Here is a 23,101-nt window from a genome sequence, read left to right as displayed (position 1 = left end):
ATGTCCCTGCTCAGCGCCCGCAACCTGCGGACCCGCTTCGCGACCGATCGCGGCGAGGTCCGGGCGGTCGACGGAGTCTCGTTCGACCTTGCCGAGGGCGAGATCCTCGGATTGGTGGGTGAGAGCGGCAGCGGCAAGAGCGTAACGGCCCTGTCGGTCATGCGCCTGGTGCCCGAGCCGCCCGGCCGGATCGCCGCCGACAGCCTGACCTTCGACGGCACGGAGATCCTGGCGCTATCCGAGGCGCAGATGCGCGAGATCCGCGGCTCGAGCATGGCCATGATCTTCCAGGATCCGATGCGCTCGCTCAATCCGGTGCTGACGATCGGCCGCCAGCTCACCGAGGTGCTGCGCCGGCACCAGAAAATGGATGGCACGGCCGCGCGCCGGCGCGCCATCGAGTTGCTGGAGATGGTCGGCATTCCGATGGCCGAGAAGCGCCTCGCGGCCTATCCGCATCAATTCTCCGGCGGCATGCGCCAGAGGGTGATGATCGCCATCGCGCTGTCCTGCAATCCGCGCCTGCTGATCGCCGACGAGGCGACCACTGCCCTCGACGTCACCATCCAGGCGCAGATCGTCGAGCTGGTGAAGCAGCTGACGCGCGAGCGCGGCACGTCGGTGATCTGGATCAGCCACGATCTTGGCGTCGTGGCTGGCCTGTGCGACCGGGTGAACGTCATGTATGCCGGCCGCGTCGTCGAGACGTCGCCGATCCGCGACCTGTTCAAGCATCCGCGTCACGGCTACACGCTCGGTCTCATGGGCTCGACGCCGCGGGTCGACGGCATGCAGAAGCGCCTGACGCCGATCGAGGGCCTGCCGCCCAACCTGGCCGAACCGCAGACGCTCTGCCCGTTCCTGCCGCGCTGCCGGGTCTCAATCGAGGCGTGCCGGCAACGCCCGCCCGAGCGGCGCTCCTTCGGGCCTGGTCACACGGCCGTCTGCCTCGCGGAGCTCGGCACATGAGCCCGTTGCTCCAAGTCGAGGACCTGCGCGTCCACTTCAAGACGCCTGGCAGCACGGTGAGAGCTGTCGACGGCCTGTCATTTTCCGTCGAACGCGGCCAGACGCTCGGACTGGTGGGCGAATCGGGCTGCGGGAAATCCACGACCGGCTACGCCATCCTGCAGCTCATCAAGCCGACCGGCGGCAAGGTGCTGTACGGCGGCACCGATCTCTGCAAGCAGTCGCCGCGCGAGATGCGGCGGCTGCGCCGCAAGCTGCAGCTGATCTTCCAGGATGCCCACGCCAGCCTCAATCCGCGCCTGCCGATCGGCGACCTGGTCGGCGAGGCGCTCGACATCCACAACCTCTATACCGGACGGGCGCGGCGCGGCCGCATCCGCGAGCTGCTCGACATGGTGGGGCTCGCCAGCCATCTCGCGGAACGGTACCCGCACGAGCTGAGCGGCGGCCAGGCGCAGCGGGTCGCGATCTGCCGCGCGCTTGCCGTCGAACCCGAACTGATCGTCTGTGACGAGCCGGTGTCGGCGCTCGATGTGTCGATCCAGGCGCAGATCGTCAACCTGCTGCAAGACCTGCAGGAGCAACTGCATCTCACCTACATTTTCATCAGCCACGATCTCAGCATCGTGCGCCACATGAGCGACCGGGTCGCCGTCATGTACCTCGGCAAGATCGCCGAGATGGCGACCAAGGAGGCGATCTATGCCGCCCCGGCCCACCCCTATACCAAGGCGCTGATGTCGGCGGTGCCATTGCCGGATCCCGATCTCGAGGCGCAACGCCGTCGCACGATTCTCGTGGGCGATCTGCCAAACCCTGCCGACCCGCCCTCCGGCTGCCGCTTCCGCACCCGGTGTCCCGTCGCGATGCCGGCCTGCGCCGGTGTCGAGCCGCCACGCCATGCGCTTGGCCCGGATCATTGGGCACATTGCATCCGCCTTTCAGAAACAATCACCGGAGGAAATTCATGACATTCACCTTGCTTGCCAGATGTCCGAAGACCGGTCAGGTCGGGATCGGCATCGCCACCTATTCGATCTGCGTCGGCCTCTACTGCAACGGTTTGCGCGGCAATGTCGGCGCCACCATGAGCCAGGCCTTCGTCAACCAGGGCAACAACACCCTGGCGCTGCGGCTGCTGGCGCAGGGTTACACGCCGCAGCGCGTGCTCGACGACCTCAAGGCGAACGATCCGAACCACGAGTACCGGCAGATCGCGGTGATCGATCGCAACGGCAGGGTCGCTGCATCGACCGGCGCCAAGAACCGCGGCTGGGCCGGTCACCAGGTCGGCGACGGCTACATCGCGATGGGCAATGTCCTCACCGGCGAGAGGACAATCACGGCCATGGCCAAAGCTTATGAAGCGGCGGCGGCGCTCTCCTTCGAGCGGCGCCTGCTGGCGGCGATCGAGGCGGGCCGCGATGCCGGCGGACAGTCCGGCGTCGACGGTCATCTGCCCGAACGTTCGGCCGCGCTGATGGTTTATGGCGACTATGACCATGCCGAGATCGACCTGCGGGTCGACCTGCACGACACCGCCGTCGCGGAACTTCGCCGCGCCTTCGAGGAATACGACCCTTACCGCACGTATTACAGGGAGCGCAGCAAGAACCCCAAGGACGCCGTCCCGCAGTATCAATTCGTCGCCGAGCTCGAGAAGAAGCAGCAGGAGGCCGCTCAATGACTTTCTCCCTCATCGGGCGCTGCGCGCGCACCGGCCGGCTGGGCCTGGGCATCACGACCTATTCACTCGCCGTCGGTGGACGCTGCGAGGGCGTGGCGGCCAATATCGGTGTCTGCAAGACGCAGGCCTTCCCGAACCGGACCAACGACCCGCTTGGCATCAAGCTTCTCGCGCAGGGCTACCTGCCCCGGCGCGTGATGGAGATGTTCGCGATCAACGATACCGAGCACGACTATCGCCAGATCGCGATCATGGATCGCGACGGCCACATCGCCGCCCATACCGGCCCAGGCTGCCGGGGATGGGCCGGCCACAAGGAAGGCAAGGACTGCGTTGCCTTCGGCAACGGTCTCGTCGGCCCGCAGGTGCTCGACGGCATGATCGCGGGCTTCCTGGAAAATCCCGTCGACGCCCTGGAGTACCGGCTGATGCGCGCCATCGAAGGCGGCCGCGACGCAGGCGGCCAGGGCACGCCGGATGCCCATCGTCCCGAGCGGTCGGCCGCGATCAAGGTCGTCGACCGCCGCGACTATCCCGACGTCGATGTCCGGGTCGACGTCCATCCGACGGCCGTCACCGAGCTGCGCCGCGTGCTCGAGGAATTCAAGCTCTATGAGGATTTCTATCGCGGCCGCGATACCGACCCGAGCAAGGCGATCCCGCAGGATGTGTTCGTCAAGGAGCTCGACGCCAGGCGGAGGGTGCGCGCATGACCTACACGATCCTCGGACGCTGCGCGCGCACCGGAAGGCTCGGCATCGGCATCGCCACATTCTCGATCACGGTCGGGCGCTACGCGCGCAGCGTCCGCCCCATGGTCGGTGTGGTGATTAGCCAGGCCTTCCCCAACGAGAACAACAACCAGATCGCGTTGCGCCTGCTCGACCAGGGCTTCAGCGCGAAAGCGACGCTGGAGCATCTCAAGACCAATGACGCGTTCTATACCTATCGCCAGATCGGCGTGATCGACCGGACCGGCGCCTCCGCCGCCTACACCGGCCCGGGCGTACGCGGCTGGTGCGGCGAGGTCGCGGGCGAGAATCATGTCGCCACCGGCAATGGCCTGGTCGGCCAGCCTGTAGTCGAGGCAATCGCCAAAGGCTTCCTCGCCGAGCCCGACGCCGACCTCGAGCATCGCCTGCTGATGGGCATTGAAGCCGGCCGCGATGCCGGTGGCCAGGGCACCGCCACGGAGCACAAGACCGAGCGATCCGCTGCCCTGCTGGTCTATTCGCGCGATCCCTATCCGGACATCGACCTGCGCGTCGATCTGCACGAGAAAGCCGTGGACGAGATGCGCCGGATCTATGCCGAGTACAAGCAGTACGAGGGCTATTACCGGCAGCGCGGCGAGCATCCGCGCGGTGCGCCCTCTCAAGAGGCCTTCATGGCGACCCTTCAGAGGGCGAGTTGACATGACCTTCTCGATCATCGCCCGCTGCCCAAAGACGCGCCGCCTGGGCCTCGGCATCGCGACCTTTTCCATTGCCGCGGGCGGCCGCTGCGAGGGCATCCGCCATGGCGTCGGCATCTGCAAGACTCAGGCCTACATCAACCGGGGCAGCGACCTGCTCGCGCTGCAGATGCTGGAACAGGGCCTGAGCCCGGCCGCTGTCATGAAATCGCTAGAGGCCAACGATCCCGAGCACGAATTCCGGCAGATCGCCATCATCGACCGCGAGGGCAATGCCTGCGCGCATACCGGCAGCGGTCCGCGGCCATGGGCCGGACACCATGTCGGCGACGGCTTCGTAGCTTTCGGCAACGTGCTAGCTGGCCCACAAGTGATCGAGGGGATCGTGGAGGGCTTCGTCACCGATCCGGAGGATGAGCTCGAGTTCCGGCTGCTGGCCGCCCTCGAAGGCGGCCGCGACGCCGGCGGCCAGGTCGGCAAGGATGGTCCTCTACCGGAGCGCTCAGCGGCGATCTGCGTCGTCTCCGAGCCCGACCATCCGGATATCGACGTGCGCGTCGACCTCCATCCCGAGGCGGTCAGCGAGCTGCGACGCGTATTGGAGGAGTTCAAGCTCTATGAACGCTTCTATCGCGAGCGCGGCTATCGGCCTGATCTTGCCATGTCGCAGGGAGAGTTCGTTGCCACGCTGGCCAAGCGTCAGTGAAATCTCGACGCTCGGTGTCGGCTCCTCTGCCGCCAGCCTGGCTCCGCAGCAAGCCTTCTCGGTATCTTTGGGGAACGCACCCCGTTGGGCTTGGTCCCGTGAAGCCATCGAGAGAGTCGGGATGGCAGCTCGGGACATTCTCGAAAGAACCAATTCGTGACGCGTGGCCAGCTAATTCACGGCCGAAGAAGTCTTGGACTGCTCTTCCTGCCCCTCTCGGACAATGAATTCATCGATAGTCCTGCCGTCGTTGAGCGCTGCAACCAACCAGCCCGGCCTCCGGCCGCGGCCGGACCAAACAGCCGCTTCATTGTCCGGACTACGGTATTTTGGCGTCGCCTTCGGTTTGCTGCGGGCGCGCGTACTGTGTTGGGACCCGATGGCGCTCATGGCGATCTTGAAATGAGCAGGCCCCAGCTTGTACTTCTCGATGACAGCACGAAGCTGCTCTACGCCTTCCTGCTCCTTTCGCCTGATTTCGGCAGCTTCGGCCTGAAGCTCCTTGATCCTTCGCTCGATCGCCTTCAGAGACTTGGTGCTAGGCATACCCTCATCCAATCTGCAGGCCCCCAATCAGAAGGATAAAGCGCGGAGCATTCGCACACCATAGGCCAGTTCCATGTTGCGTGATCGCGTCATTCATTGGCAGGTTGGGCCAGGGGGCTCGACCCACGAGGCCGTCGGGAGGAGCGTACGGGGCGCTTTGCCCTTCCTTTCGGCCGCAGCTTGAGAATTGCCCGACCCTTGTCCGTGAGGACCATGAAACCTGCCTTGCGCCGCCGCAGCATGTTCTCCTTGATAAGCAGTGCTATGAGCGGATGATGGGGGTCCAGCCGGTAGCCTTCGGACGTCCTCCCGCAGCGCTCAAGAGTGGCCCACATGAGCACTTCGAGATCATCTTCCATGGTGGCTGAATCTAAATCGCGTCGTGATCGAGTGCCAGTAAGGTATCCGTGAGGCTATCGCGAAGGTGCCCTTGTCTGCCTGGGATGTACTCAAACCCGTGTTCCCCTTGTGCTGGAGACCTTCGACGAGGGCTGCTGGAGGCCTGCCTCGCTCGACTGTGGCCGTTTCCGGCCATTCGCTGACGCCGCCATTTGGTCTGGATGAATCGATCGGCACCAACGGTGTGACGCCCGTTATGCGAACCGCAATGTCCCCAACCTCATCTCTTTCCGGTGTAGAATGAATCGCCTTGTCCTGCTCGTTTCCGCTCTACTGGTGGGATCCGCCGGAGAGGTCGCGGCCGAGATGACCCCGGCGCGCTGGGCCGCCAACAAGAACGTCAGGATGTTCTTCGACGATGACGTGTTGAAGGCGGCAACATCGGAACTCGACCTGGCCTATCGCTACGAGGTGGAGGCCGTGGCGCGCGTTCTTGCCGACTGTGACGGCGCCCAGCTGTTGCCGACCCTGCCCGAGGCCTGTTCGAGGTCCCTCAACTATTTCCTGGTGGTCATATCGAGAAGCGATGGCGCACTGCCGCGCCTCATCCTGGCGATGAGCTCGGCAGCCCGGGAGATCCGCCCACAGGAGTCAGATCAGCTCGACGGTGATCAGAAGCGAGCGCTCGCACGATGGATAAAAGTGCAGGGAGCTTTGGCCAACAGCGCGAGGAGCCGCCTTCTCGAGCTTGCCAAAGGAGGCCACTGACCCGGCGGCACCCGCCAGATTCCAGCGTCGCCACAGATAGTCTCATGGCCCCTTCGTGAGGAGCGACAGAAGATGCCGCCCGTAGGCCGTCTTCTCAAAGAAACGACCTCGGGATTCGAGCATCTCGCGATCGATGTACCCCTTCTGGTAAGCGATCTCCTCGAGGCAGGCAATTTGAACGCCCTGGCGCCGCTGGATGACGCGTACGAACTCCGCGGCATCCAGAAGATCGTCATGGGTGCCGGTATCGAGCCACGCGAAGCCGCGCGACATCAACTCGACGTTGAGAGTTCCGTTCGCCAGGTAGGCATTGTTCACGTCGGTGATCTCGAGTTCGCCCCGGGCCGAAGGCTTGACCCGGCTCGCAATGTCGACGACCCGGTTGTCGTAGAAATACAGGCCGGTGACCGCCCAACGGGACTCCGGAGCGGTCGGCTTCTCGATTATCCTTATCGGCCGGTTCTGTTCGTCGAGGGTGATCACGCCATACTGCTCGGGCCGGTCGACATGGTATGCCACCACCGTGGCCCCACTCTTCCGCAGCCGCGCACGCGTCAGCAGTTCCTGCAGTCCGGCGCCGAAGAACAGGTTATCGCCCAGAATGAGGGCGACGGAAGCTCCGCCGATGAACTCCCTTCCCAGTATGAAGGATTGCGCCAGACCTTGCGGCTTCGGCTGTATCGCGTAGCTGAAGGATACGCCGAACTGCTCGCCCGTTCCGAGCAGGAAACGGTAATTGTCGATATGCTCGGGAGAGGAGATGATCAATATATCGCGGATCTCGGCAAGCATCAGCGTCGATATCGGATAATAGATCATCGGCTTGTCGTAAATCGGCAATAGCTGCTTATTGATGGCCAGCGTTGCCGGGTGCAAACGGGTGCCGGACCCTCCAGCCAGGACGATGCCTTTCATTTTGCCTCACCGGAGAGCTTTGGAGAGCACAGCAGAGCGTCGAGGACTTCCTCGAGCGCGTGCTGCCATGGGCGCGGCCATATTGCGTAGTCACGCGTCAAGGTGTCCGTCGCAAGCGCCGAATTCGCCGGCCTGACGGCCTTGGTCCTGAAATCTGCCGTCGCAATCGCCTCGACCGGCACGCTACGGGCGCCCCGTCGTCGGGCTCCCGCCATGATCTCGCGAGCCAGGCCGCACCACGTCGTTTCGCCGGCATTCACGAAGTGATAGGTGCCGCACGGACCCGTCGGATCGTCAAGCACACGCCGGCAGATGTTCATGAGAGCGGACGCAAGATCGGCCGCAGAGGTAGGACAGCCGTGTTGATCGTCGACGACGCGCAATACGTCGCGCTCGGCGGCAAGGCGGAGCATCGTCTTGACGAAATTCGATCGATGCGGACTGAAGACCCAGGCCGTACGTACGATGACATGGTGCGGATTGGCCGTGCGGACCGCATGCTCGCCGCCGGCCTTGCTCGCCCCATATACGCTTTTCGGCCGCACTGGATCCTCGGGCCGATATGGCCTCCCGGATTCGCCATCAAAAACGTAGTCCGTCGACACATGGATGATCGGCGTCTGTGACTTCGCGGTCGCCGCCGCAAGCAGGGCAGGCGCAAGGGCGTTGATCCTCCACGCACTGCCGACGTCCGTTTCCGCGTTGTCGACGGCCGTATAAGCCGCGCTATTGATCACGCAGGCCCATCGACGGGAAGCAATAATGTCGCCGACGGCACCTTCGTTCGCAAGATCAAGCTCGCCGCGGTCTGGCGCGTAGACCTTGACTTGGTTTGGCCAGGCTTGGCGCATCAGTTCGGTGCCGACTTGACCGGCCGCCCCCAAGATCAGGACATTCGTCTGGTCTTTCACTGGCCAACTCCATCTCCGAGCGCGATTCGGGCAGTCGAGTATGTCCTATTCGAACGCTCTCTCGAGCTTGGCCCACTCGGGGGCGGCGCGATCCTTTGCGGACAGAATTGCATCTGAGGCGGCAACAGGCCATTCAATGCCAAGGGCAGGATCATTCCACGCCAGGCTGCGGTCGCACGCGCCATCGTACGTCGAGCTGACCTTATAGGAAAGCAGGGTGCCGGGTTCGAGGGTACAAAAGCCGTGGGCGAAGCCTGTCGGAATATAGACCAGTCGACCCAACTTTGCGTCGATTTCGACAATCACATGCCGGCCGTAGGTCTTCGACGAAGGCCGGAGATCGACTGCGACGTCGAACGCGCTGCCGACGAGCACGCGAACCAATTTCGCCTGTGCAGACGGAGGTGTCTGAAAATGCAATCCCCGAATGGTGCCACGAGAGATCGAAAAGGACACGTTGTCCTGTACGAATACATCATGAATACCCGCCGCAGCCAAGATATCCTGACGGTATATTTCCTCGAACCATCCTCGATCATCGCCGAAGCGATTTGGTGAGATCACCTTTACGTCAGGAATCTCCGTTTCGGCCACCTTCATGTAGCACCTTCTTGTCGAGCTGAAAAATGCAGGTGCCACAGAGTATAGCAATATGTCGAAGGCCAAAGATGATTTAGTGCCGCCATTGCAATCGCGCCGACGTGGATGCTGATCGGAATGGGCTGGTGCCGTCGAACCGTGCCGCTTCGACGTCTTCTGGCCAGATGGCACGCTCGTCGTCGATTTGTGTACAATATATTAGCTGTGCATCGTCGCCTATATTCGTCGGCACATCTGTGCTTTGACAAATCCCACTTGGCCAGATGTTGCTTTGGCGGATGAAAGCATAACGCTCTTCCTGCAGGGAAGGACGGATTTGACTCATGATCACTGCTCCCGCTTGACCCGACGCATCAGGACTGCAAGCGGCACGGCTGCGAGAGCGGTGAAAGCCATCAGGTAGAACGCGTTCAGGTATCCGATCATTGCGGCTTGGCGCAGGATCTCGTTCGACAGGCTGAGCAGGCTGTTGGTGTTGTCCAGGCTCCATTGCTGGGGCAATCCCGGCATCGACAGGCTCTTGTTGTAGGGGGTGAAGACCTCCGTCAGCCGCGAATAGTTGGAAGCGGTCGAGCGACTCACGACCAGCACGGCGATCGAAATGAACAGGCTGGACCCGAAATTGCGCATCAGGGTGAAAATGGCGGAGCCTTCCGTCACCTGGCGTGGCGGCAGGGTCGAGAAGGCCATCACCGTCATCGGCGTGAAAGCGATCGACTGGCCGAAACCCAGCAGCAGGTTGCTCCAGAAAATGTCCGAGTCGGTCAGGTTGATGTCGAACTGCGCCATCCAGAAGCCGCCTGCCGCCTGGATAGCCATGCCGCAGACGATTGCCAGGCGCGGGGCGATGCGGGTGAACTGCGCGATGAACAGGAAGGCCGCCCAGTTGCCCAGACCGCGCGCGGCGATCAACCCGGCGATGGCGTTGTCGGGATAGCCCCGCAGATCGTGGAGCAGGGTTGGGAACAGCACCAGGCTGGTGAAGTTCAGCATGCCCATGACGAAAGCGAGCAGCACGCCGATGCTGAAGTTGCGATCGAGCAGCAGCCGCGGATTGAGGAACGGCTCGGACACCGTCAGGCAATGCACGACGAATATCCAGGCGGCCAGGGCGCCAATGAAGGCGAAGAGAATGATCTCCCCCGATTCGAACCAATCCAGCCGATGGCCGCGATCGAGGATCAGTTGTGCGGCCGTGATCGCGACCGACAGCGCAATGAACCCGACCCAGTCGAAGCGGACGATGGTACGCGCCGTATGATCGCGCAGCGCGAACCAGATGCAGACCAGCGCACAGATCCCGGGCGGCACGATCATGAAGAAGGCGGCGCGCCAGTCATAGGCTTCCGTCGCGATGCTGCCGAGGATGGGGCCGAGCACAGGGCCGAACACCGCGCCGATGCCCCACATCACGAGGGCGGTGGGCTGCAGGTGCTTCGGGAAGGTCGCCAGCAGGATGGCCTGGCCGAGCGGCATGATCGGCGCGCCGAACGCGCCCTGCGCGACACGGGCAAAGATCAGCGCCTCCAGGCTTGTCGCCACGCCGCACAGAAGGGAGGTGACGGTGAAACCGAGCACGGTGAAGAACATCAGGTTGCGCCAGCCCAGCCGGCTCGAGAGCCAGCCTGTCATCGGCGTGGCAACGGCGGTTGCGACCAGGTTGAGCGTGATCACCCAGGAAATCTCTTCCTGCGTCGCCGACAGGTTGCCGCGCATCTGCGGCAGCACCAGATTGGCCAGTGTGATGGTCATGCCGAACAGCATGTTGGCGAGCTGCACCATCAGCAGGATGAGCCACTGCCGCGGGCTGATCGTGAAGAGCCCGCCCTTCTCGGCGATGGCCGTCATGCGATCGGATCAGGTGGCGGTGGAGGCCACGCTTATTCCGCCAAGGTGACGGCGATCTTGCGCCTGGCGAGGATGAAACCGGGCAGGCCCGCCTCCACTCTAGCCGGATTCTCCGCGGATGCGGGGGGCCGGACAAATGCACGGCGTCTCATCTGTTCCCTCCAGCAGGCCTTCGTAAAGGTGGGCCCTGTTGTCGGAACATCTTGCGCGATCATATTCGAATCGGCCACTGCGCAAGCGCGCCTCCTCAACTGGCGGCCCGCTTGGCGGTACGATCGGCACTTTCGATGACGGCTGTCGTGTCCGACTGCCCGCTCGCCCGCGAGCCGTACCAGAAGCGACTCAGGAAGGCCTCCTAGCGGTGGCGCAATTCCAAGCCCTCGAACAGCGTGGAGACAAGCGATCCTTCTGATTCCGCTACGTTCAAGCTGAACTGCCCGATGCCCTCGGACAGGTGGAAGGCCAGCATCTCGTCAGGCATCGCGAGGGTGTCGCGCGACAGCACCGCGATCACGTAAAACGGCACCTTCTCCTGACGGAGCAGGCGGATTACGCGTCCAGCCGCTCATGTCGCGGCGGACATCCGGCGTCACCAATTATGCCAGCCGTTGCCCCAGTTATGCCAGCCGCCGTTGCCCCAATTGTGCCAGCCGCCGTTGCCCCAGCCACCGTTCCGCCAACCACCGTTGCGCCAGCCACCATTGCCCCACCAGGCGAGCTGGATGTCGCGATCGACGGTCGGGTCGTCAGCCTCCTTTGCCGCCTCGTTCAGCACAGAGGAAACTGACTTTCGGATCGATTGGAGTCGCTGTCCGACCGACGCCGGAGCTGGCCGATCAGCTCCACTAGCCTTCGCAGCGCCGGCATCGGCGGCCGCCAGGCTCATCGAAAGGCCCAGCGCTCCCGCAGGCAGCAGGGCGGCAAGCGCTCGCAGAGTACGACGGTCGTTGGCCATATGCTCCCCTTGATGTGGTCATTTAACCTAAGCCGAACGCGGCGACCAAAACCACATCCTTTTGCATGCCCCCGATGGAACGATGCGCTCGGAGCGAATGTCGCGGGCCGATGACCGGATCGATCCGCAGCATCGTGCCCGATCGTGGAGGACCGACGCTGCGCAAGGCGGCGACGATGAACGGCGCGTAGCCAGCGGGCGCAGGTCGATACCGGCCGCATCCATGGTGACACTCCGCGGGTCATGGAAGTCGGCCAGCCGGCGCGCGATATCGGCGAGCAGCATGTCGGAGTTGGTCGGCTTGGCGAGCAGACCACGCTTCACGAGGTCGGCCGTCGAGAAGTGCTCCTCGAGTGCGATCTTTCGGGGTCAGCGTTGCCGCTTGCGACCGCGCGCCGGTCGCCCACCGCCAATTTGCGCAAGGACGTTGGCCAGGCTCAAACGGGACGTCTTGCCCGAATTCGGGCAAAATACTTCCATGAGAAGCCCGATTCCCGGAAGTTGGCGTGAACAACGCTGAGCCGACCGACTTGGACGAACTGGTGGAATACCTCGCCCGAACGACACGATTGGAGCGCGGGCAAGCCGAACGGTTGGTCGACGAGGTGTTGTCGTTCCTGGGCGAGCAGCCGGAGCAATTCGTTCGACGGCGACACCTGGAGCTTCAGCGCCAGGGCCTGTCGAACGCGCTGATCTTCGCGCGCCTCGAACAGGAACTCTCCCGCCGACGTTTTGCTGCGCCGGCTTACTCCAGGCGGCAACTGCGCCGCATCGTCTATGGCTAGGAACTTCCATGTGCGGAATCGTCGGCTATATCGGCAAGCGTCAGGCTGCCCCCATTTTGCTGGAGGGCCTGCACCGGCTCGAGTATCGCGGCTACGACTCGGCCGGCATTGCGGTCGGCAGCAAGGGCCAGCTGCGGATCGTCAAGCGCAAGGGCCGCGTGCGTGAGCTCGACGCGCTGCAGCCGCAGAAGTTCAAGGGCACGTTCGGCATCGCCCATACGCGCTGGGCAACCCATGGCGAGCCGAGCGACCGTAACGCCCATCCCCATTGCGACAGCACCGGCCGCTACGCCGTCGTGCACAACGGCATCGTCGAGAATGCCGCGGCGCTACGCGCGCAACTCGCCGAGCGCGGCTGTGTGTTCACGTCAGACACCGACACCGAGCTGTTCGCCCACCTCATCGCCCTGATGGACGACGGCTCGCCGCTCGAGAATGTCGTGGCGGAGGTGCTTCGGCGCATCGTCGGCGCCTATGGGCTGGCCGTCATCGACGCGGAGCGCCCCGACACGCTGGTCGTGGCGCGTAACGGAAGCCCGCTCGTGCTGGGCATCGGCGATCGCGAGATGTTCTTTGCCTCCGATCCTGCGGCGCTCGTGCGGCATACGGCCAGCGTCGTCCATCTCGACGATGGCGAGATCGCCGCGGTCCATGCCGACGGCTACGAGACGCGCACGCTGGAAGGCGCGGCGACCGTCAAGACTCCCTCGACGATCCCGTGGAAGGACGAGGCCTTCGACAAGGGCGAATATAGCCACTACATGCGCAAGGAAATCGCCGAGCAGCCCGAGGCGGTGCGGCGTACTCTCAGCGGACGGCTGGATATGCGCTTCCAGACGACACATCTTGGCGGCCTCTCGCTTGCCGCGCGCGATTTGCTCGACGTGCGGCGGGTGAAGATCCTGGGATGCGGCGCGGCGTATCTCGCCGGTGCGATCGGCGCACAGCTGATCGAAACGCTTGCGCGCATTCCCGCCCACGCCGAACCTGCCTCGGAGTTCCGCTACCGCAATGCCGTCGTCGAGCGCGACACGCTCTATATCGCCGTCAGCCAGTCGGGCGAGACCTTCGACACCCTGGCCGCGGTGCAGGAGATCAAGCGCAAAGGCGGCCGCATCCTGGGCATCATCAACGTGGTCGGCAGCACGATCGCGCGCGAGTGCGGCCAGGGGATATATCTCCATGCCGGACCGGAGGTTGCTGTCGTCTCGACCAAGACCTTCACCTGCAGCGCCGTGGCGCTGGCCCTGCTGGCGATCCACCTCGGCCGGCTACGCGATCTCTCGGTTGCGACCGGCGCGCGCCTGGTCAAAGCGCTGCAGGCGCTGCCGGATCACATCGCTGCCATCCTGGAACGCGAGCCCGAGATCGCCCGGCTGGCCGAGGGCTTCGAGGGCGCTGAGCACGCCTTCTACGTCGGACGCGCAGCCGGCTTCGCCGTCGCCGCCGAAGGCGCACTGAAGCTCAAGGAAGTGAGCTACCTCCATGCCGAAGCCTATCCGGCATCGGAGCTGAAGCACGGCCCCCTGGCGCTGATATCGCCGCAGACGCCGTCGGTCATCGTGCTGCCGCGCGACGACCTGTTTGCCAAGAACATCTCGACGGTCGAGGAGATCAAGGCGCGTGGCGGGCCGGTGATCGCCATCACCCACCCCGGTGAGGCGACGACGGCCTTCGACCGATCGTTCGAGATCCCCGCCCTCGAGCCGGAGCTCGATCCTCTTCTGCTGAACATCCCGCTGCAGCTACTCGCCTACCATGTGGCCCTGCAGCGCGGCACCAACATCGATCAGCCGCGCAACCTGGCGAAATCGGTCACGGTGGAATGATGTCATGCCCGCTGGGAGCGCGGCTCTCCAGAGCCGCTCTTTCTTCGGCTTGGAACAGCCCATGAGCGGCTCTGGAGAGCCGCGCTCCCAGCAGGATCAGATGCGCAGCAGGCTGCCGTAGCCGCTGATCGGCGTATGGACGCCGGCCGATCTCAGGCAGTGCCAGAGGCTCGCCTGGTTCGCCGAGATGACCGGCCGCTTCAGGTCCTGCTCCAGAGTCTCGAGGATCGCGACGCAGCGAAAGCCTGTGCCCGCGATCAGCACGCCGTCGGCGTCAGCCGGACAGGCTGAGCGGATCTGCGCGTAGAGCGGCTCGACTTCCTGCTCGAGCCCCATCCCCTGGCCGACCAGCTCGCCCGGCGCGAGGTCGCGCCACTTCCGGCCAGGGTCGTAGCGCATGTGCCCGGCCGTCGCGAGGCCGTGGTCGGCGTAGTAGCGCAGGCCCGCGGCCACGGTGTCGTCGTTGAACCACGGCGGCAGGACAAGGAACGGCCGCTTTACACCGCAAGTACGTAGCGCGACCTGGGTATCGAGGCCATTGGTGGTGACGATGGTTCCCGCTCCCAGCACCGGGGAGAGGCTTGCGACGGTCGCCGCGTCCCAGCCCTTGCCGCCCAGGATGCTGCTCGAGCTATGCCCGACCGTGACGGCGGCAAGCCTCATCGCCGCGAACTGCCGCGCGCCGCGCAGCAGATCCTCTTCGAGGTCGACGCCGCCGCGATCCTCGCGCCAGCGCGCCCACGGCGCGCGCGCCGTCACGCGGGCGGCGTGGATGGAGACGCCCGCCGACGCCATCGCCCACCATTCGGCCTCGGGCACGGCCTCGTTGCCGACGATGAACATGCCGATGCGGGCTCGCCAGCCCCAGTTATCCCGTCCCGTCACCCCAAGGCTCCTCCTATGCGGCGGAGAATTCCGCGCGCACTTTTTGCAACAGCGCCGCGTCGGTGACGAGATCAATCGCCGTCATGGCCATCGCCTTGGCCGAATCGAGGATGCAGGCATCCGCTGCCGGCCCGATCGAAGCGGCGTGGAATTCGTGGCTGTGCGGCGGCACATCCCGCGCCGTCATCGCCATCTGCGGCTGGATGGTCGGCACGTACCAGCTGACGTTGCCTGTATCGCCCGACCAGGCGCCCGAGAGCTCATCGCGCGAGCGCGTCGTGCGACCGAGCGCCCGGAGATTCCGGTCGAAGCTCTCCGCCATAGCGAAATTGCTCAACAGCTCGCGGCCGGGCTTGTCGCGCCAAGTCCGCTCGAGCCGCGCGCCGGTCATCAGCGCCGCGCCCTGCAGGCAGGCATCGATGCGCGGGATGACCGCGTTCAGGGTGTCGGGATTGTTGGCGCGGACGGTGAGCACCGCCGTGGTGTGATCGGGCACGACCTGCGGCAGGGTTCCGCCCTTGGTGATGATGGTATGGACGCGCACGTCGGACGGCAGCTGCTGGCGCAACGCGCTGATGCCGTTGATGGCCAGCAACAGGGCATCGAGAGCATTGATGCCGAGCTCCGGCCGCGCGGCTGCGTGTGCCGCCTTGCCGTGATAGTCGACCCGCACCCGCGTCACGCAGAGCGAGCGGGAATGGGCGATGTTGTCGAAGCCGGGATAGACCAGCATCATCGCATCGATACCCTCGAAGTAGCCTTCGCGGTGCATGATGTTCTTGCCGCCGCCGCCCTCCTCGCCCGGCGTGCCGAGCGCGATGGCGGTGCCGCCGATCTCGCCGATCACCTTCGCAAGCCCGATCGCCGCGCCGACCCCCGCGGCCGCCACGACGTTGTGGCCGCAGCTCTGCTGGTAAACCGGCAGGCCATCGTACTCGCACAGGAACGCAATGCGCGGACCGGGCTTGTTCGACGCAACGATGGCGCGGAAGGCCGTCTTCAGCGAGCCCAACCCCTCCTCGACCGTGAAGCCCGCCGCGCGCAACGCCGCGCACTGCCAAGCCTGCGCCTTGACCTCCTCGAACGACAGCTCGGTCTCGGCATGCATCTTCGCGCTGATGTCGAGCAGGGTCGCCGAGGCCGCGTCGATCGCCTCGCGCGCCGCCTGCTTGATAGCCGCGGTGTCCGTCACGTGTGGGCCGCCTTCCTCATTTCGGATGAAGGTAGACGTAGCGTGCGTAGGGGTCCTGCGAAAAGGTGACGCCGGTGATCTTCGGGCTCACCACGATGGTCCGGCCGACCAGGATGATCGGGTTGAGGGTCGAGGCCGACTCGACCGCCTTCTCCTGGATCTTCGCATAGGCCGCCTTGCGCCCCTCGCGGTCGCTCGAGTTGCGGAACTTGAGATGCAGCGCGTCGGCCTCGGGATCGCTGAAGCGCGCCCAGTTGGTGAAACCCGCCGTCGGCGTCTTGGTGACCAGCCCGAGATTGGCCAGGGTCGACGGATCGTTCAGCCAGATCACGAACTCGTTCAGGTACATGCCGCTCATGTTCTGGTCGACGCCGTTGATGCGCGCGCGCACCGCGTCGAGTAGCTGCAGCGCCGGCGTCGGCTTGAGGTTCGCCGTGACGCCGATCGACTTCAGCGAATCGGCGATGATGATGGCGATGTCGCTGTTGTAGGGCAGCGCCGTCGAGTACCAGAAATCGAAGGAGAACTTCTCCTTGCCGGCCTGCTTCAGCAGCTCCTTCGCCTTGGCGAGATCGAGCTTGTACCTCTCGTAGTTGTTGATGCAGGTCCAGTCCTCGGCATTGAACATGCAGACCTGCCGCTTGCCGCGGCCGGCCAGCGCCGTCTTGATGATGCGGTCGTGCGGGATGGCGTAGAGCATCGCCTGGCGCACGCGCTCGTCGGTGAAGGGCTCCTTGTCCATCGCCATGTGCAGCCGCATGATCGATGGCGTCTCGCCGTGCAGCACGGGGAAGCCGGCGGCCGCCAGCGCGTCGTACTGCCGGCCAGTCAGGCCCTCGGCCGCATAATCGACAACGCCGCCCTTGATCAGCGACACCAGGTCGGCGTTACCGGTGATGCGCAGCACCACGTCCTCGAACGGCGGCTGCTTGCCCGACCAGTGGTTCGGGACGGCCTTGAGCTCGAGCTGCTGGCCGAGCTGGCGGTTGGCGATGTAGTACGGGCCGGTCGTGGCGAGGTTCTTCTTGAGCCATTCGTTGGCCCACGGATCCTCGGCCGTCACGTGCTTCTTGACCTCGACCGAGTCGATCACCGCGAACTGCTGGAACTTCATCGAGGTCAGCGCCACTGGGATCGCCGTCGGCACACCGTTGCCGTCGGTGAAGGTGATCTTGACCGTCATCGGGTCGACCACCTCGATCTGCTCGGCCTTGAACAGGCCGGCGATGCCCGCCTGGTTGCGGCCGTTGCCGACGATGCGGGTCAACCGCTCGAACGAATAGCGCACGTCCTCCGCGGTCATCGGATTGCCGGTGGGATAGAACTTCACGCCCGAGCGCAGCTTGAAGGTGATGACCGGCCCGTCGACGGTCCAGGATTCCGCAAGCTCCGGCACGACCTCGACCGGATCGGCCATCAGGGTGCCGTCCGGCTTGGGGTTGAACTTCATCCTGACCAGGCGTTCGTAGACGTTGACGCCGATCTCCTGGTCCTGCTGGCCGCGGATGTCCGCCGGATCGAGGCTCGCGATGTCGGCCGGGATGGCATGGACCAGCGGCTTGGCACCGACGGCCGAGGCAGAGAACGCCAGCGCGACCAGCGCAACGAATATTCGTCTCATCATGACTTACAATCCTCTCAGCAAATTTTTTGTCGTCCTGAGCGTAGCGAAGGACCTAGCGCTCGCCGCAAAGGAGTTCTTTGATGCCGGCGCTAGGTCCTTCGCTACGCTCAGGACGACAAGAGAAGCGATCATTCGACAACCACGGGACAGGCGACGGAACGGCCGTCACCGATATCGATGAGGGGCGGCTTGCCCGTCGAGCAGGCGGGCCGGGCGAGCGGGCAGCGGCCGACGAGCCTGCAGGCGTCGGGCGGATCGATCGCGCTCGAGATCTCGCCCGACAGCCGCGTGCGCGTGCGCTTCACGCCCCAGCGCGCGACCGGCGCGGCGGACAGCAAAGCGCGGGTATACGGATGCCGGGGATCGGCAAACAGCTCCTTGGTCGGCCCGGTTTCGACGATCCCGCCGAGATACATGACGGCCACGCGATCGGCGACATGCTGCACCACCTGCAGGTCGTGTGTGATGAACAGATAGGCGAGGTGCAGCCGCTCCTGCAGCTCGAGCAGCAGGTCGAGGATCTGGCCGCGCACCGAGACGTCGAGCGAAGAGGTCGGCTCGTCGAGGATGACGATATCGGGCGACACGGCAATGGCACGCGCGATGCCGACCCTCTGGCGCTGGCCGCCGCTCAGCTCGTGCGGATAGCGATCGAGATGAGCTTCGGTCAGCCCGACCATCTCGATCAGCTCCTTGACCCGCGCCATCCTCTCGCTCTTCAGCAGGTAGAGATGGAGCTTGAGCGGCTCGTCGAGCACCTGGCGCACGCTCATGCGCGGATTGAGCGAGGCGTTGGGGTCCTGGAACACCATCTGGATGCTGCGATAAACCGCGGCCAGTCGGCTCGGCTGCAGCGGCAGAATGGAGTCTCCGCGGATCACGACATCACCGCTGCTCGGTTCGATCAGCCGCACGATGCAGCGAGCCACCGTCGACTTGCCCGATCCGCTCTCGCCGACCAGCGCCAGCGTCTCGCCAGCCACGATCTCGAGATCGACGCCGTCGACGGCCACCAGCCGCCGGCCGCCCTCGACCGGGAAGATCTTGCTGAGGTCGCGGACCTGCAGGAGCGGCTGGCCAAGCATCACGCCGCCTCGACCAGCTGGCTCGCCGACAACAGGCGTTGCGTATAGAGGTCGCGCGGTGTGGTGAAGATCGCCTCGGCGCTGCCGGTCTCAACGACCCGTCCCGCATTCATCACCACGACCTCGTCGCACGTCTCGGCGACGACGCCGAGATCGTGGGTGATCAGACAGGTGGTAAGGCCGCGCGTGCGGCTGAGCTCGACGATCAGCTCCATGATGTCGGACTGGATCGTCACGTCGAGCCCGGTCGTTGGTTCGTCGAGGATCAGGAGCGACGGCCGGCAGATCAGCGACGCCATCGCGATCATCGCCCGTTGCGCCATGCCGCCGGAGAATTCGTGCGGATACTGCCGCGCGCGCCGCTCCGGTTCGGGGATGGAGACTTTCCGCAGCGCCTCGATCGCCTGCTTCATCGCGGCGCTGCGGCCGCCGCCGTGCTGGAGCTGCCAGACATCCGCAAGCTGGCGGCCGACGGTGAACACCGGATTGAGCGCGGCACGCGCGTCCTGGAACACCATGCTGATCTGCGCACCCCGGATGCGGCGCATCTCCTTCTCGTCGAGCCCGAGCAGATCGGTGCCGCGGAACAGGATGCGGCCCGCGCTGCGCTCGAAGGCCGGCGGCTGGATGCCGAGGATCGACAGGGCGACCAGCGACTTGCCACTGCCTGACTCGCCCACCACGGCGGTCATCACGCCGGTCTTCAGTCGGTAGGAGACGCCGTGCAGCACCGGCATGAAGTCGCCGATCTCCGAGCGGAAGCCGCCGCTGTAATCCTCGATCTCGAGCAGGACGTCGCTCATCGCCCGCGCCGCCGCGGATCGGTGATGTCGGACAGCGCATCGCCGAGCAGATAGAGCCCGCCGGTGAGCCCGAGGATCGCAAGGCCGGGGAAGAACGAGACCCACCACTGGCCGGTCATCACGCCGTCCTGGCCGCGCGCGATCATGTTGCCCCACTCCGGCACGTTTGGCCCGAGGCCGAGACCAAGAAATCCCAGGCTCGCCGTCACCAGCGCCGAGAAGGCAGCGTTGATCGACGTGAAGGCGAGCAGCGGTCCGATGCTGTTGGGCAGCAGATGGCGGAAGGCGACCCGCCACGGCAGGTTGCCGGTCATGCGAGCGGCCTCGGCATACTGCCAGTCCCGCTTGGCGTGAATTTCGGCGCGCGCCAGCCGCAGATAGTCGGGGATGCCGACGAACGATAGAACGAGGATGACGTTCACGATGCCGGCGCCGACCGCCTGCACCACCAGCATCGCGAACAGCAGGCCGGGAAAGGCCTGGAAAATCTCGACGGCGCGCATCACGACCGTGTCGAGCGTGCCGCCGTGATAGCCGGCGAACGTCCCGATCGTCGTGCCGACCGTGAGCGCGATCAATACCGCGACAAAGGCGATGCCGAGGTCGTAGCGCGCACCGACCATCAGGCGCGACAGCATGTCCGAGCCGAGACGGTCGGTGCCGAGCGGGAAGGCCCAACTCGGCGCATCATAGCCGTCTCCGATGCCAGGCGTCAGCGGATCGTAGGGTGTCCAGACGAAGGAGATCAACGCGACCGCGGCATAGAAGACCAGGATCGCGATCCCAATGCGCAGCGCCCAGTACGATCGCGGCCGACGCTTGCGCCGCGGCACCGCCTTGGTCGACTCGAGCGCGACCGTCATGCCCGGATCCGTGGATCGATGAACATGTAGAGAAGATCGACCAGCAGGAACGCAAGCACGTAGAGCAGCGAAGCGTAGATCACGAAGCCCTGCAACGCGGCGAAGTCGGAGCGTTCGATCGCCTGCAGCGCATACTGGCCCAAGCCCGGCCAGGCAAAGATCGATTCGAGCAGCACGGCACCCGCGAAGATGTGACCGGCCACGCCGCCGATCAACGTGATCACCGGCAGCAGCGCATTGCGCAGGCTGTAGCGGAACCACACGACGCGGCGGCCGTGGCCCATGGCGATGGCGGTGCGGACGTAATCGCTCTGCAGCGCCTCGGCCATTGCCGAACGCGTGACCCGCGCGATCGGCGCCGCGCTGCTGAAACCCAGGGTCAGCGCCGGCAACGTCAGCTGCTTGACCGCCAGCCACCACAGATCGGGCTTGCCGGCGAGCAGCGTGTCGACCAGCAGGAAGCCGGTGATCTTTGGCGGCAGGGGAATGCCGATCGGCAAGCGTCCGACCGGTCCGGGCAACACGCGCAAATCGACGAAGAAGATCGCGATCAGAACCAGCCCGACCCAGAACTGCGGCAGCGCCATGCCGCTCAAGGTCGTGCCGCGCACCAGGAAGTCGGGCCAGCGCTCGCGATGGACGGCGGCCAGCACGCCGAGCGGAATGCCGACAGCAATGCCCAGGGCCAGCCCGATCAATCCGAGTTCGAGCGTGGCCGGAAGCCGGTCCCAGAGATCCGACGCCACGCTCTGGCCGGTCGTGAAGGAGGTCCCGAGGTCGAGGTGTAGCAGGTCCCAGAGATAGTGGATGAACTGCAGCGGCAGCGGATCGGCCAGCCCAAGCTTGGCGCGGATCTCGGCCCGCAACGCATCGCTCGCCTCGGGCGGGGCATAGAGTTCGGTCGGGTCGCCGTTCAGCACGCGCGCCATGAAGAAGGTCATGGTGACGACCCCGAACGCCACCGGGAAAACCCAGAGCATGCGTCGCAGGATCATCTTGCCGAGCGGCGGCATCAGAACGCCAAAAGATTGTCGCGGAAGTGCTCGTGCTCGTAGGCGGTGCGCACCAGTCCCCGCTTCTGCAAAGCAGGAGTGAGCCCGTCGGTGATCTCGGCGACGAAGCGGCGGGAGACGTTGCCCTGGAAGACGAAACCGTCGCCGCCGACCTCCTGCATCACCTCGGCCATCTGCGCCGCGACCGTCTCGGGCGTGCCGACCAGGTCCTCGTAGGAATAGCGATAGTTCTCCGCGATCTCGCGCAGCGTATTGCCTTGCTTGAGGAAGCGCTTCAGCGTGCCTTGCTGACCGTTGGTGGTGAGCTCGCCGATCGGCGCGTCGATGTCGAACTGCGCGAAATCGATGTCGGTCAGGCTGGCCATCTGCGCCAGCGCCATTGCGGGAGCGGCCTTGCGTCCCGCCGCGCGTCGCTTCACCCGTTCCTCGGCTTCCGACTGGCTCTCGCCCACCGTCGGCATGATCACGTAGAAGATCTTGCAGTCGTCGGGGTTGCGCCCGGCGGCGGCGACCTTCGTACGCAGGTCGGCGCGGAACGCCTTCATCTCCTCGATTGTGCTCACGGCGCAGAGCACGGCATCCATGTGCTTCGAGGCGAAGGCCTGTCCCTGCGGCGAGGTGCCCGCCTGGATGAGCACGGGACGACCCTGCGGCGGGCGAGCAGTGTTGAGCGGCCCGCGCGAGGAGAAGAAGCGGCCCTTGAAGTCAATCGCCCGCACCTTGGCAGGATCGACGAACATGCCACGCTCGCGATCCATCACGATCGCATCGGCATCCCACGACTCCCAGAGCTTCGTCACGACCTCGACGAACTCGTCGGCCATCTCGTAGCGCAGGTGGTGCTCGATATGGGTATCGAGGCCGAAGTTCTGCGCCGCGCGCTCGGCTGTCGAGGTCACGAAGTTGCAGCCCACCCTGCCCTTCGACATCAGGTCGAGCGTGGCGATCAGGCGCGCGAGCAAATACGGCGGATAGAAGCTGGTCGAGATCGTCGGCACGAGGCCGAGGCGGCTGGTCGCCTGCGCCATCAGCGGGATCAGCGGCAGCGGATCGTTCTTCGGCGCGCGCAATGCACGCGCCAGGTAGAAATCCATCGAGCTGCCGTAATTGTCGGGGACGAACACCGAATCCTCGAGCAGCAGGAAGTCGAAGCAGGCCCGCTCCACCGCCCTGGCGAGATCCATGTGAAGATCCGGCTGGGCCCAGTCGCCGCCATCAGCGCCGCTCCATTGCTGGTTCCAGCCATGCACCCCGTAGCTATTTCCAAGAAACCAGCCGAGGTGGAATGGATTTGCCGCCAAGACGTGCTGCCCCTCATGTTACCGTCGATTTCCCGATGCAATCTGCGGACCAGTTGATAGGGT

Annotated in this window: 25 protein-coding genes; 10 read left to right on the top strand and 15 right to left on the bottom strand. The window is 64.9% G+C overall.

Features of this window, described 5'->3' with window-relative positions:
- The 6 genes from ACQY8M_RS10630 to ACQY8M_RS10605 are packed head-to-tail and all read left to right on the top strand — an operon-like array spanning position 1 to position 4,776.
- The gene (locus ACQY8M_RS10630) at positions 1–969 is read left to right on the top strand and encodes an ABC transporter ATP-binding protein (RefSeq protein WP_428671655.1); all 969 of its coding nucleotides are present in this window, start codon (positions 1–3) and stop codon (positions 967–969) included.
- Positions 966–1,940: an ABC transporter ATP-binding protein gene (locus tag ACQY8M_RS10625; RefSeq protein WP_428671653.1), complete on the top strand. Its 975-nt coding sequence runs from the start codon at positions 966–968 to the stop codon at positions 1,938–1,940. Before ACQY8M_RS10630 ends, ACQY8M_RS10625 begins: the two co-directional genes overlap by 4 nt.
- On the top strand, positions 1,937–2,656 hold the full coding sequence (locus tag ACQY8M_RS10620; RefSeq protein ID WP_428671651.1) for a DUF1028 domain-containing protein: 720 nt from the start codon (positions 1,937–1,939) through the stop codon (positions 2,654–2,656). Before ACQY8M_RS10625 ends, ACQY8M_RS10620 begins: the two co-directional genes overlap by 4 nt.
- On the top strand, positions 2,653–3,369 hold the full coding sequence (locus ACQY8M_RS10615; protein ID WP_428671649.1) for a DUF1028 domain-containing protein: 717 nt from the start codon (positions 2,653–2,655) through the stop codon (positions 3,367–3,369). The genes ACQY8M_RS10620 and ACQY8M_RS10615 overlap by 4 nt, the downstream gene beginning before the upstream one ends.
- Entirely contained in the window at positions 3,366–4,070 is a 705-nt protein-coding gene (locus tag ACQY8M_RS10610) for a DUF1028 domain-containing protein (RefSeq protein WP_428671647.1), read from the top strand. The genes ACQY8M_RS10615 and ACQY8M_RS10610 overlap by 4 nt, the downstream gene beginning before the upstream one ends.
- Before the next feature lies 1 nt (position 4,071).
- Positions 4,072–4,776, top strand: coding sequence for a DUF1028 domain-containing protein (locus ACQY8M_RS10605; protein WP_428671645.1), 705 nt, complete (start codon positions 4,072–4,074; stop codon positions 4,774–4,776).
- A gap of 171 nt (positions 4,777–4,947) precedes the next feature.
- Here the strand turns inward: ACQY8M_RS10605 and ACQY8M_RS10600 are convergent, their stop codons facing one another.
- Positions 4,948–5,322, bottom strand: coding sequence for an H-NS family nucleoid-associated regulatory protein (locus ACQY8M_RS10600; protein WP_428671643.1), 375 nt, complete (start codon positions 5,320–5,322; stop codon positions 4,948–4,950).
- 639 nt (positions 5,323–5,961) lie between these two features.
- Between ACQY8M_RS10600 and ACQY8M_RS10595 the strand changes: the two genes are divergently transcribed.
- The gene (locus tag ACQY8M_RS10595) at positions 5,962–6,429 is read left to right on the top strand and encodes a hypothetical protein (protein WP_428671641.1); all 468 of its coding nucleotides are present in this window, start codon (positions 5,962–5,964) and stop codon (positions 6,427–6,429) included.
- A 42-nt stretch (positions 6,430–6,471) separates the two neighbouring features.
- Here the strand turns inward: ACQY8M_RS10595 and rfbA are convergent, their stop codons facing one another.
- The 6 genes from rfbA to grrA form a co-directional block, all read right to left on the bottom strand.
- Complete coding sequence (gene rfbA, locus ACQY8M_RS10590; protein WP_428671639.1) at positions 6,472–7,344, bottom strand: glucose-1-phosphate thymidylyltransferase RfbA; 873 nt, start codon at positions 7,342–7,344, stop codon at positions 6,472–6,474.
- Positions 7,341–8,195 carry a dTDP-4-dehydrorhamnose reductase gene (gene rfbD, locus ACQY8M_RS10585; RefSeq protein ID WP_428675346.1) on the bottom strand — a complete coding sequence of 285 codons (855 nt, stop codon included), beginning with the start codon at positions 8,193–8,195 and terminating at the stop codon, positions 7,341–7,343. Before rfbD ends, rfbA begins: the two co-directional genes overlap by 4 nt.
- A gap of 105 nt (positions 8,196–8,300) precedes the next feature.
- The gene (rfbC, locus tag ACQY8M_RS10580) at positions 8,301–8,855 is read right to left on the bottom strand and encodes a dTDP-4-dehydrorhamnose 3,5-epimerase (RefSeq protein ID WP_428671637.1); all 555 of its coding nucleotides are present in this window, start codon (positions 8,853–8,855) and stop codon (positions 8,301–8,303) included.
- A gap of 327 nt (positions 8,856–9,182) precedes the next feature.
- Positions 9,183–10,703, bottom strand: a complete 1,521-nt coding sequence (locus ACQY8M_RS10575) for a DHA2 family efflux MFS transporter permease subunit (RefSeq protein ID WP_428671635.1) — start codon at positions 10,701–10,703, stop codon at positions 9,183–9,185.
- Positions 10,704–11,058: 355 nt separating this feature from the next.
- Positions 11,059–11,217 carry a hypothetical protein gene (locus ACQY8M_RS10570; protein ID WP_428671633.1) on the bottom strand — a complete coding sequence of 53 codons (159 nt, stop codon included), beginning with the start codon at positions 11,215–11,217 and terminating at the stop codon, positions 11,059–11,061.
- 75 nt (positions 11,218–11,292) lie between these two features.
- A complete protein-coding gene (gene grrA / locus ACQY8M_RS10565; RefSeq protein WP_428671631.1) occupies positions 11,293–11,658 on the bottom strand; it encodes a GrrA/OscA1 family cyclophane-containing rSAM-modified RiPP in 366 nt (121 codons plus the stop codon).
- Positions 11,659–11,901: 243 nt separating this feature from the next.
- Here grrA and ACQY8M_RS10560 point away from each other — a divergent pair, with 243 nt between their 5' ends.
- The 3 genes from ACQY8M_RS10560 to glmS are packed head-to-tail and all read left to right on the top strand — an operon-like array spanning position 11,902 to position 14,272.
- Entirely contained in the window at positions 11,902–12,168 is a 267-nt protein-coding gene (locus ACQY8M_RS10560) for a hypothetical protein (protein WP_428671629.1), read from the top strand.
- Positions 12,165–12,443 carry a hypothetical protein gene (locus tag ACQY8M_RS10555; protein WP_428671627.1) on the top strand — a complete coding sequence of 93 codons (279 nt, stop codon included), beginning with the start codon at positions 12,165–12,167 and terminating at the stop codon, positions 12,441–12,443. The genes ACQY8M_RS10560 and ACQY8M_RS10555 overlap by 4 nt, the downstream gene beginning before the upstream one ends.
- Positions 12,444–12,451: 8 nt before the next feature.
- The gene (gene glmS / locus ACQY8M_RS10550) at positions 12,452–14,272 is read left to right on the top strand and encodes a glutamine--fructose-6-phosphate transaminase (isomerizing) (RefSeq protein ID WP_428671625.1); all 1,821 of its coding nucleotides are present in this window, start codon (positions 12,452–12,454) and stop codon (positions 14,270–14,272) included.
- Positions 14,273–14,368: 96 nt separating this feature from the next.
- Here glmS and ACQY8M_RS10545 read toward each other — a convergent pair whose 3' ends face one another.
- The 8 genes from ACQY8M_RS10545 to ACQY8M_RS10510 all read right to left on the bottom strand — a co-directional run bounded on the left by ACQY8M_RS10545 (position 14,369) and on the right by ACQY8M_RS10510 (position 23,038).
- Positions 14,369–15,157, bottom strand: a complete 789-nt coding sequence (locus ACQY8M_RS10545; protein ID WP_428671623.1) for a maleate cis-trans isomerase family protein — start codon at positions 15,155–15,157, stop codon at positions 14,369–14,371.
- Positions 15,158–15,170: 13 nt separating this feature from the next.
- The gene (locus tag ACQY8M_RS10540) at positions 15,171–16,349 is read right to left on the bottom strand and encodes an amidohydrolase (protein WP_428671621.1); all 1,179 of its coding nucleotides are present in this window, start codon (positions 16,347–16,349) and stop codon (positions 15,171–15,173) included.
- Positions 16,350–16,365: 16 nt separating this feature from the next.
- Complete coding sequence (locus ACQY8M_RS10535) at positions 16,366–17,973, bottom strand: ABC transporter substrate-binding protein (protein WP_428671619.1); 1,608 nt, start codon at positions 17,971–17,973, stop codon at positions 16,366–16,368.
- A gap of 128 nt (positions 17,974–18,101) precedes the next feature.
- A complete protein-coding gene (locus tag ACQY8M_RS10530) occupies positions 18,102–19,058 on the bottom strand; it encodes an ABC transporter ATP-binding protein (RefSeq protein WP_428671617.1) in 957 nt (318 codons plus the stop codon).
- The gene (locus tag ACQY8M_RS10525; RefSeq protein ID WP_428671615.1) at positions 19,058–19,861 is read right to left on the bottom strand and encodes an ABC transporter ATP-binding protein; all 804 of its coding nucleotides are present in this window, start codon (positions 19,859–19,861) and stop codon (positions 19,058–19,060) included. The genes ACQY8M_RS10530 and ACQY8M_RS10525 overlap by 1 nt, the downstream gene beginning before the upstream one ends.
- The gene (locus tag ACQY8M_RS10520) at positions 19,858–20,724 is read right to left on the bottom strand and encodes an ABC transporter permease (protein ID WP_428671613.1); all 867 of its coding nucleotides are present in this window, start codon (positions 20,722–20,724) and stop codon (positions 19,858–19,860) included. Before ACQY8M_RS10520 ends, ACQY8M_RS10525 begins: the two co-directional genes overlap by 4 nt.
- Complete coding sequence (locus ACQY8M_RS10515) at positions 20,721–21,737, bottom strand: ABC transporter permease (protein WP_428671611.1); 1,017 nt, start codon at positions 21,735–21,737, stop codon at positions 20,721–20,723. Before ACQY8M_RS10515 ends, ACQY8M_RS10520 begins: the two co-directional genes overlap by 4 nt.
- A complete protein-coding gene (locus ACQY8M_RS10510; protein ID WP_428671609.1) occupies positions 21,737–23,038 on the bottom strand; it encodes an NtaA/DmoA family FMN-dependent monooxygenase in 1,302 nt (433 codons plus the stop codon). Before ACQY8M_RS10510 ends, ACQY8M_RS10515 begins: the two co-directional genes overlap by 1 nt.
- Positions 23,039–23,101: the final 63 nt, after the last annotated feature.

Origin of the sequence: Reyranella sp. (assembly GCF_965279465.1) — a bacterium.
Classification (GTDB): domain Bacteria; phylum Pseudomonadota; class Alphaproteobacteria; order Reyranellales; family Reyranellaceae; genus Reyranella.
Note: the sequence above shows the minus strand (reverse complement) of the source record. Positions and strands in the feature narration are given on the sequence as shown.

What these genes read in the sequence shown, in the direction of transcription:
- ACQY8M_RS10630 (WP_428671655.1), top strand. Translation starts at nt 1, where the DNA reads ATGTCCCTGCTCAGCGCCCGCAACCTGCGGACCCGCTTCGCGACCGAT.
- ACQY8M_RS10625 (WP_428671653.1), top strand. Translation starts at nt 966, where the DNA reads ATGAGCCCGTTGCTCCAAGTCGAGGACCTGCGCGTCCACTTCAAGACG.
- ACQY8M_RS10620 (WP_428671651.1), top strand. Translation starts at nt 1,937, where the DNA reads ATGACATTCACCTTGCTTGCCAGATGTCCGAAGACCGGTCAGGTCGGG.
- ACQY8M_RS10615 (WP_428671649.1), top strand. Translation starts at nt 2,653, where the DNA reads ATGACTTTCTCCCTCATCGGGCGCTGCGCGCGCACCGGCCGGCTGGGC.
- ACQY8M_RS10610 (WP_428671647.1), top strand. Translation starts at nt 3,366, where the DNA reads ATGACCTACACGATCCTCGGACGCTGCGCGCGCACCGGAAGGCTCGGC.
- ACQY8M_RS10605 (WP_428671645.1), top strand. Translation starts at nt 4,072, where the DNA reads ATGACCTTCTCGATCATCGCCCGCTGCCCAAAGACGCGCCGCCTGGGC.
- ACQY8M_RS10600 (WP_428671643.1), bottom strand. Translation starts at nt 5,322, where the DNA reads ATGCCTAGCACCAAGTCTCTGAAGGCGATCGAGCGAAGGATCAAGGAG.
- ACQY8M_RS10595 (WP_428671641.1), top strand. Translation starts at nt 5,962, where the DNA reads ATGAATCGCCTTGTCCTGCTCGTTTCCGCTCTACTGGTGGGATCCGCC.
- rfbA (WP_428671639.1), bottom strand. Translation starts at nt 7,344, where the DNA reads ATGAAAGGCATCGTCCTGGCTGGAGGGTCCGGCACCCGTTTGCACCCG.
- rfbD (WP_428675346.1), bottom strand. Translation starts at nt 8,195, where the DNA reads ATGCGCCAAGCCTGGCCAAACCAAGTCAAGGTCTACGCGCCAGACCGC.
- rfbC (WP_428671637.1), bottom strand. Translation starts at nt 8,855, where the DNA reads ATGAAGGTGGCCGAAACGGAGATTCCTGACGTAAAGGTGATCTCACCA.
- ACQY8M_RS10575 (WP_428671635.1), bottom strand. Translation starts at nt 10,703, where the DNA reads ATGACGGCCATCGCCGAGAAGGGCGGGCTCTTCACGATCAGCCCGCGG.
- grrA (WP_428671631.1), bottom strand. Translation starts at nt 11,658, where the DNA reads ATGGCCAACGACCGTCGTACTCTGCGAGCGCTTGCCGCCCTGCTGCCT.
- ACQY8M_RS10560 (WP_428671629.1), top strand. Translation starts at nt 11,902, where the DNA reads ATGGAAGTCGGCCAGCCGGCGCGCGATATCGGCGAGCAGCATGTCGGA.
- glmS (WP_428671625.1), top strand. Translation starts at nt 12,452, where the DNA reads ATGTGCGGAATCGTCGGCTATATCGGCAAGCGTCAGGCTGCCCCCATT.
- ACQY8M_RS10535 (WP_428671619.1), bottom strand. Translation starts at nt 17,973, where the DNA reads ATGATGAGACGAATATTCGTTGCGCTGGTCGCGCTGGCGTTCTCTGCC.
- ACQY8M_RS10530 (WP_428671617.1), bottom strand. Translation starts at nt 19,058, where the DNA reads ATGCTTGGCCAGCCGCTCCTGCAGGTCCGCGACCTCAGCAAGATCTTC.
- ACQY8M_RS10525 (WP_428671615.1), bottom strand. Translation starts at nt 19,861, where the DNA reads ATGAGCGACGTCCTGCTCGAGATCGAGGATTACAGCGGCGGCTTCCGC.
- ACQY8M_RS10520 (WP_428671613.1), bottom strand. Translation starts at nt 20,724, where the DNA reads ATGACGGTCGCGCTCGAGTCGACCAAGGCGGTGCCGCGGCGCAAGCGT.
- ACQY8M_RS10515 (WP_428671611.1), bottom strand. Translation starts at nt 21,737, where the DNA reads ATGCCGCCGCTCGGCAAGATGATCCTGCGACGCATGCTCTGGGTTTTC.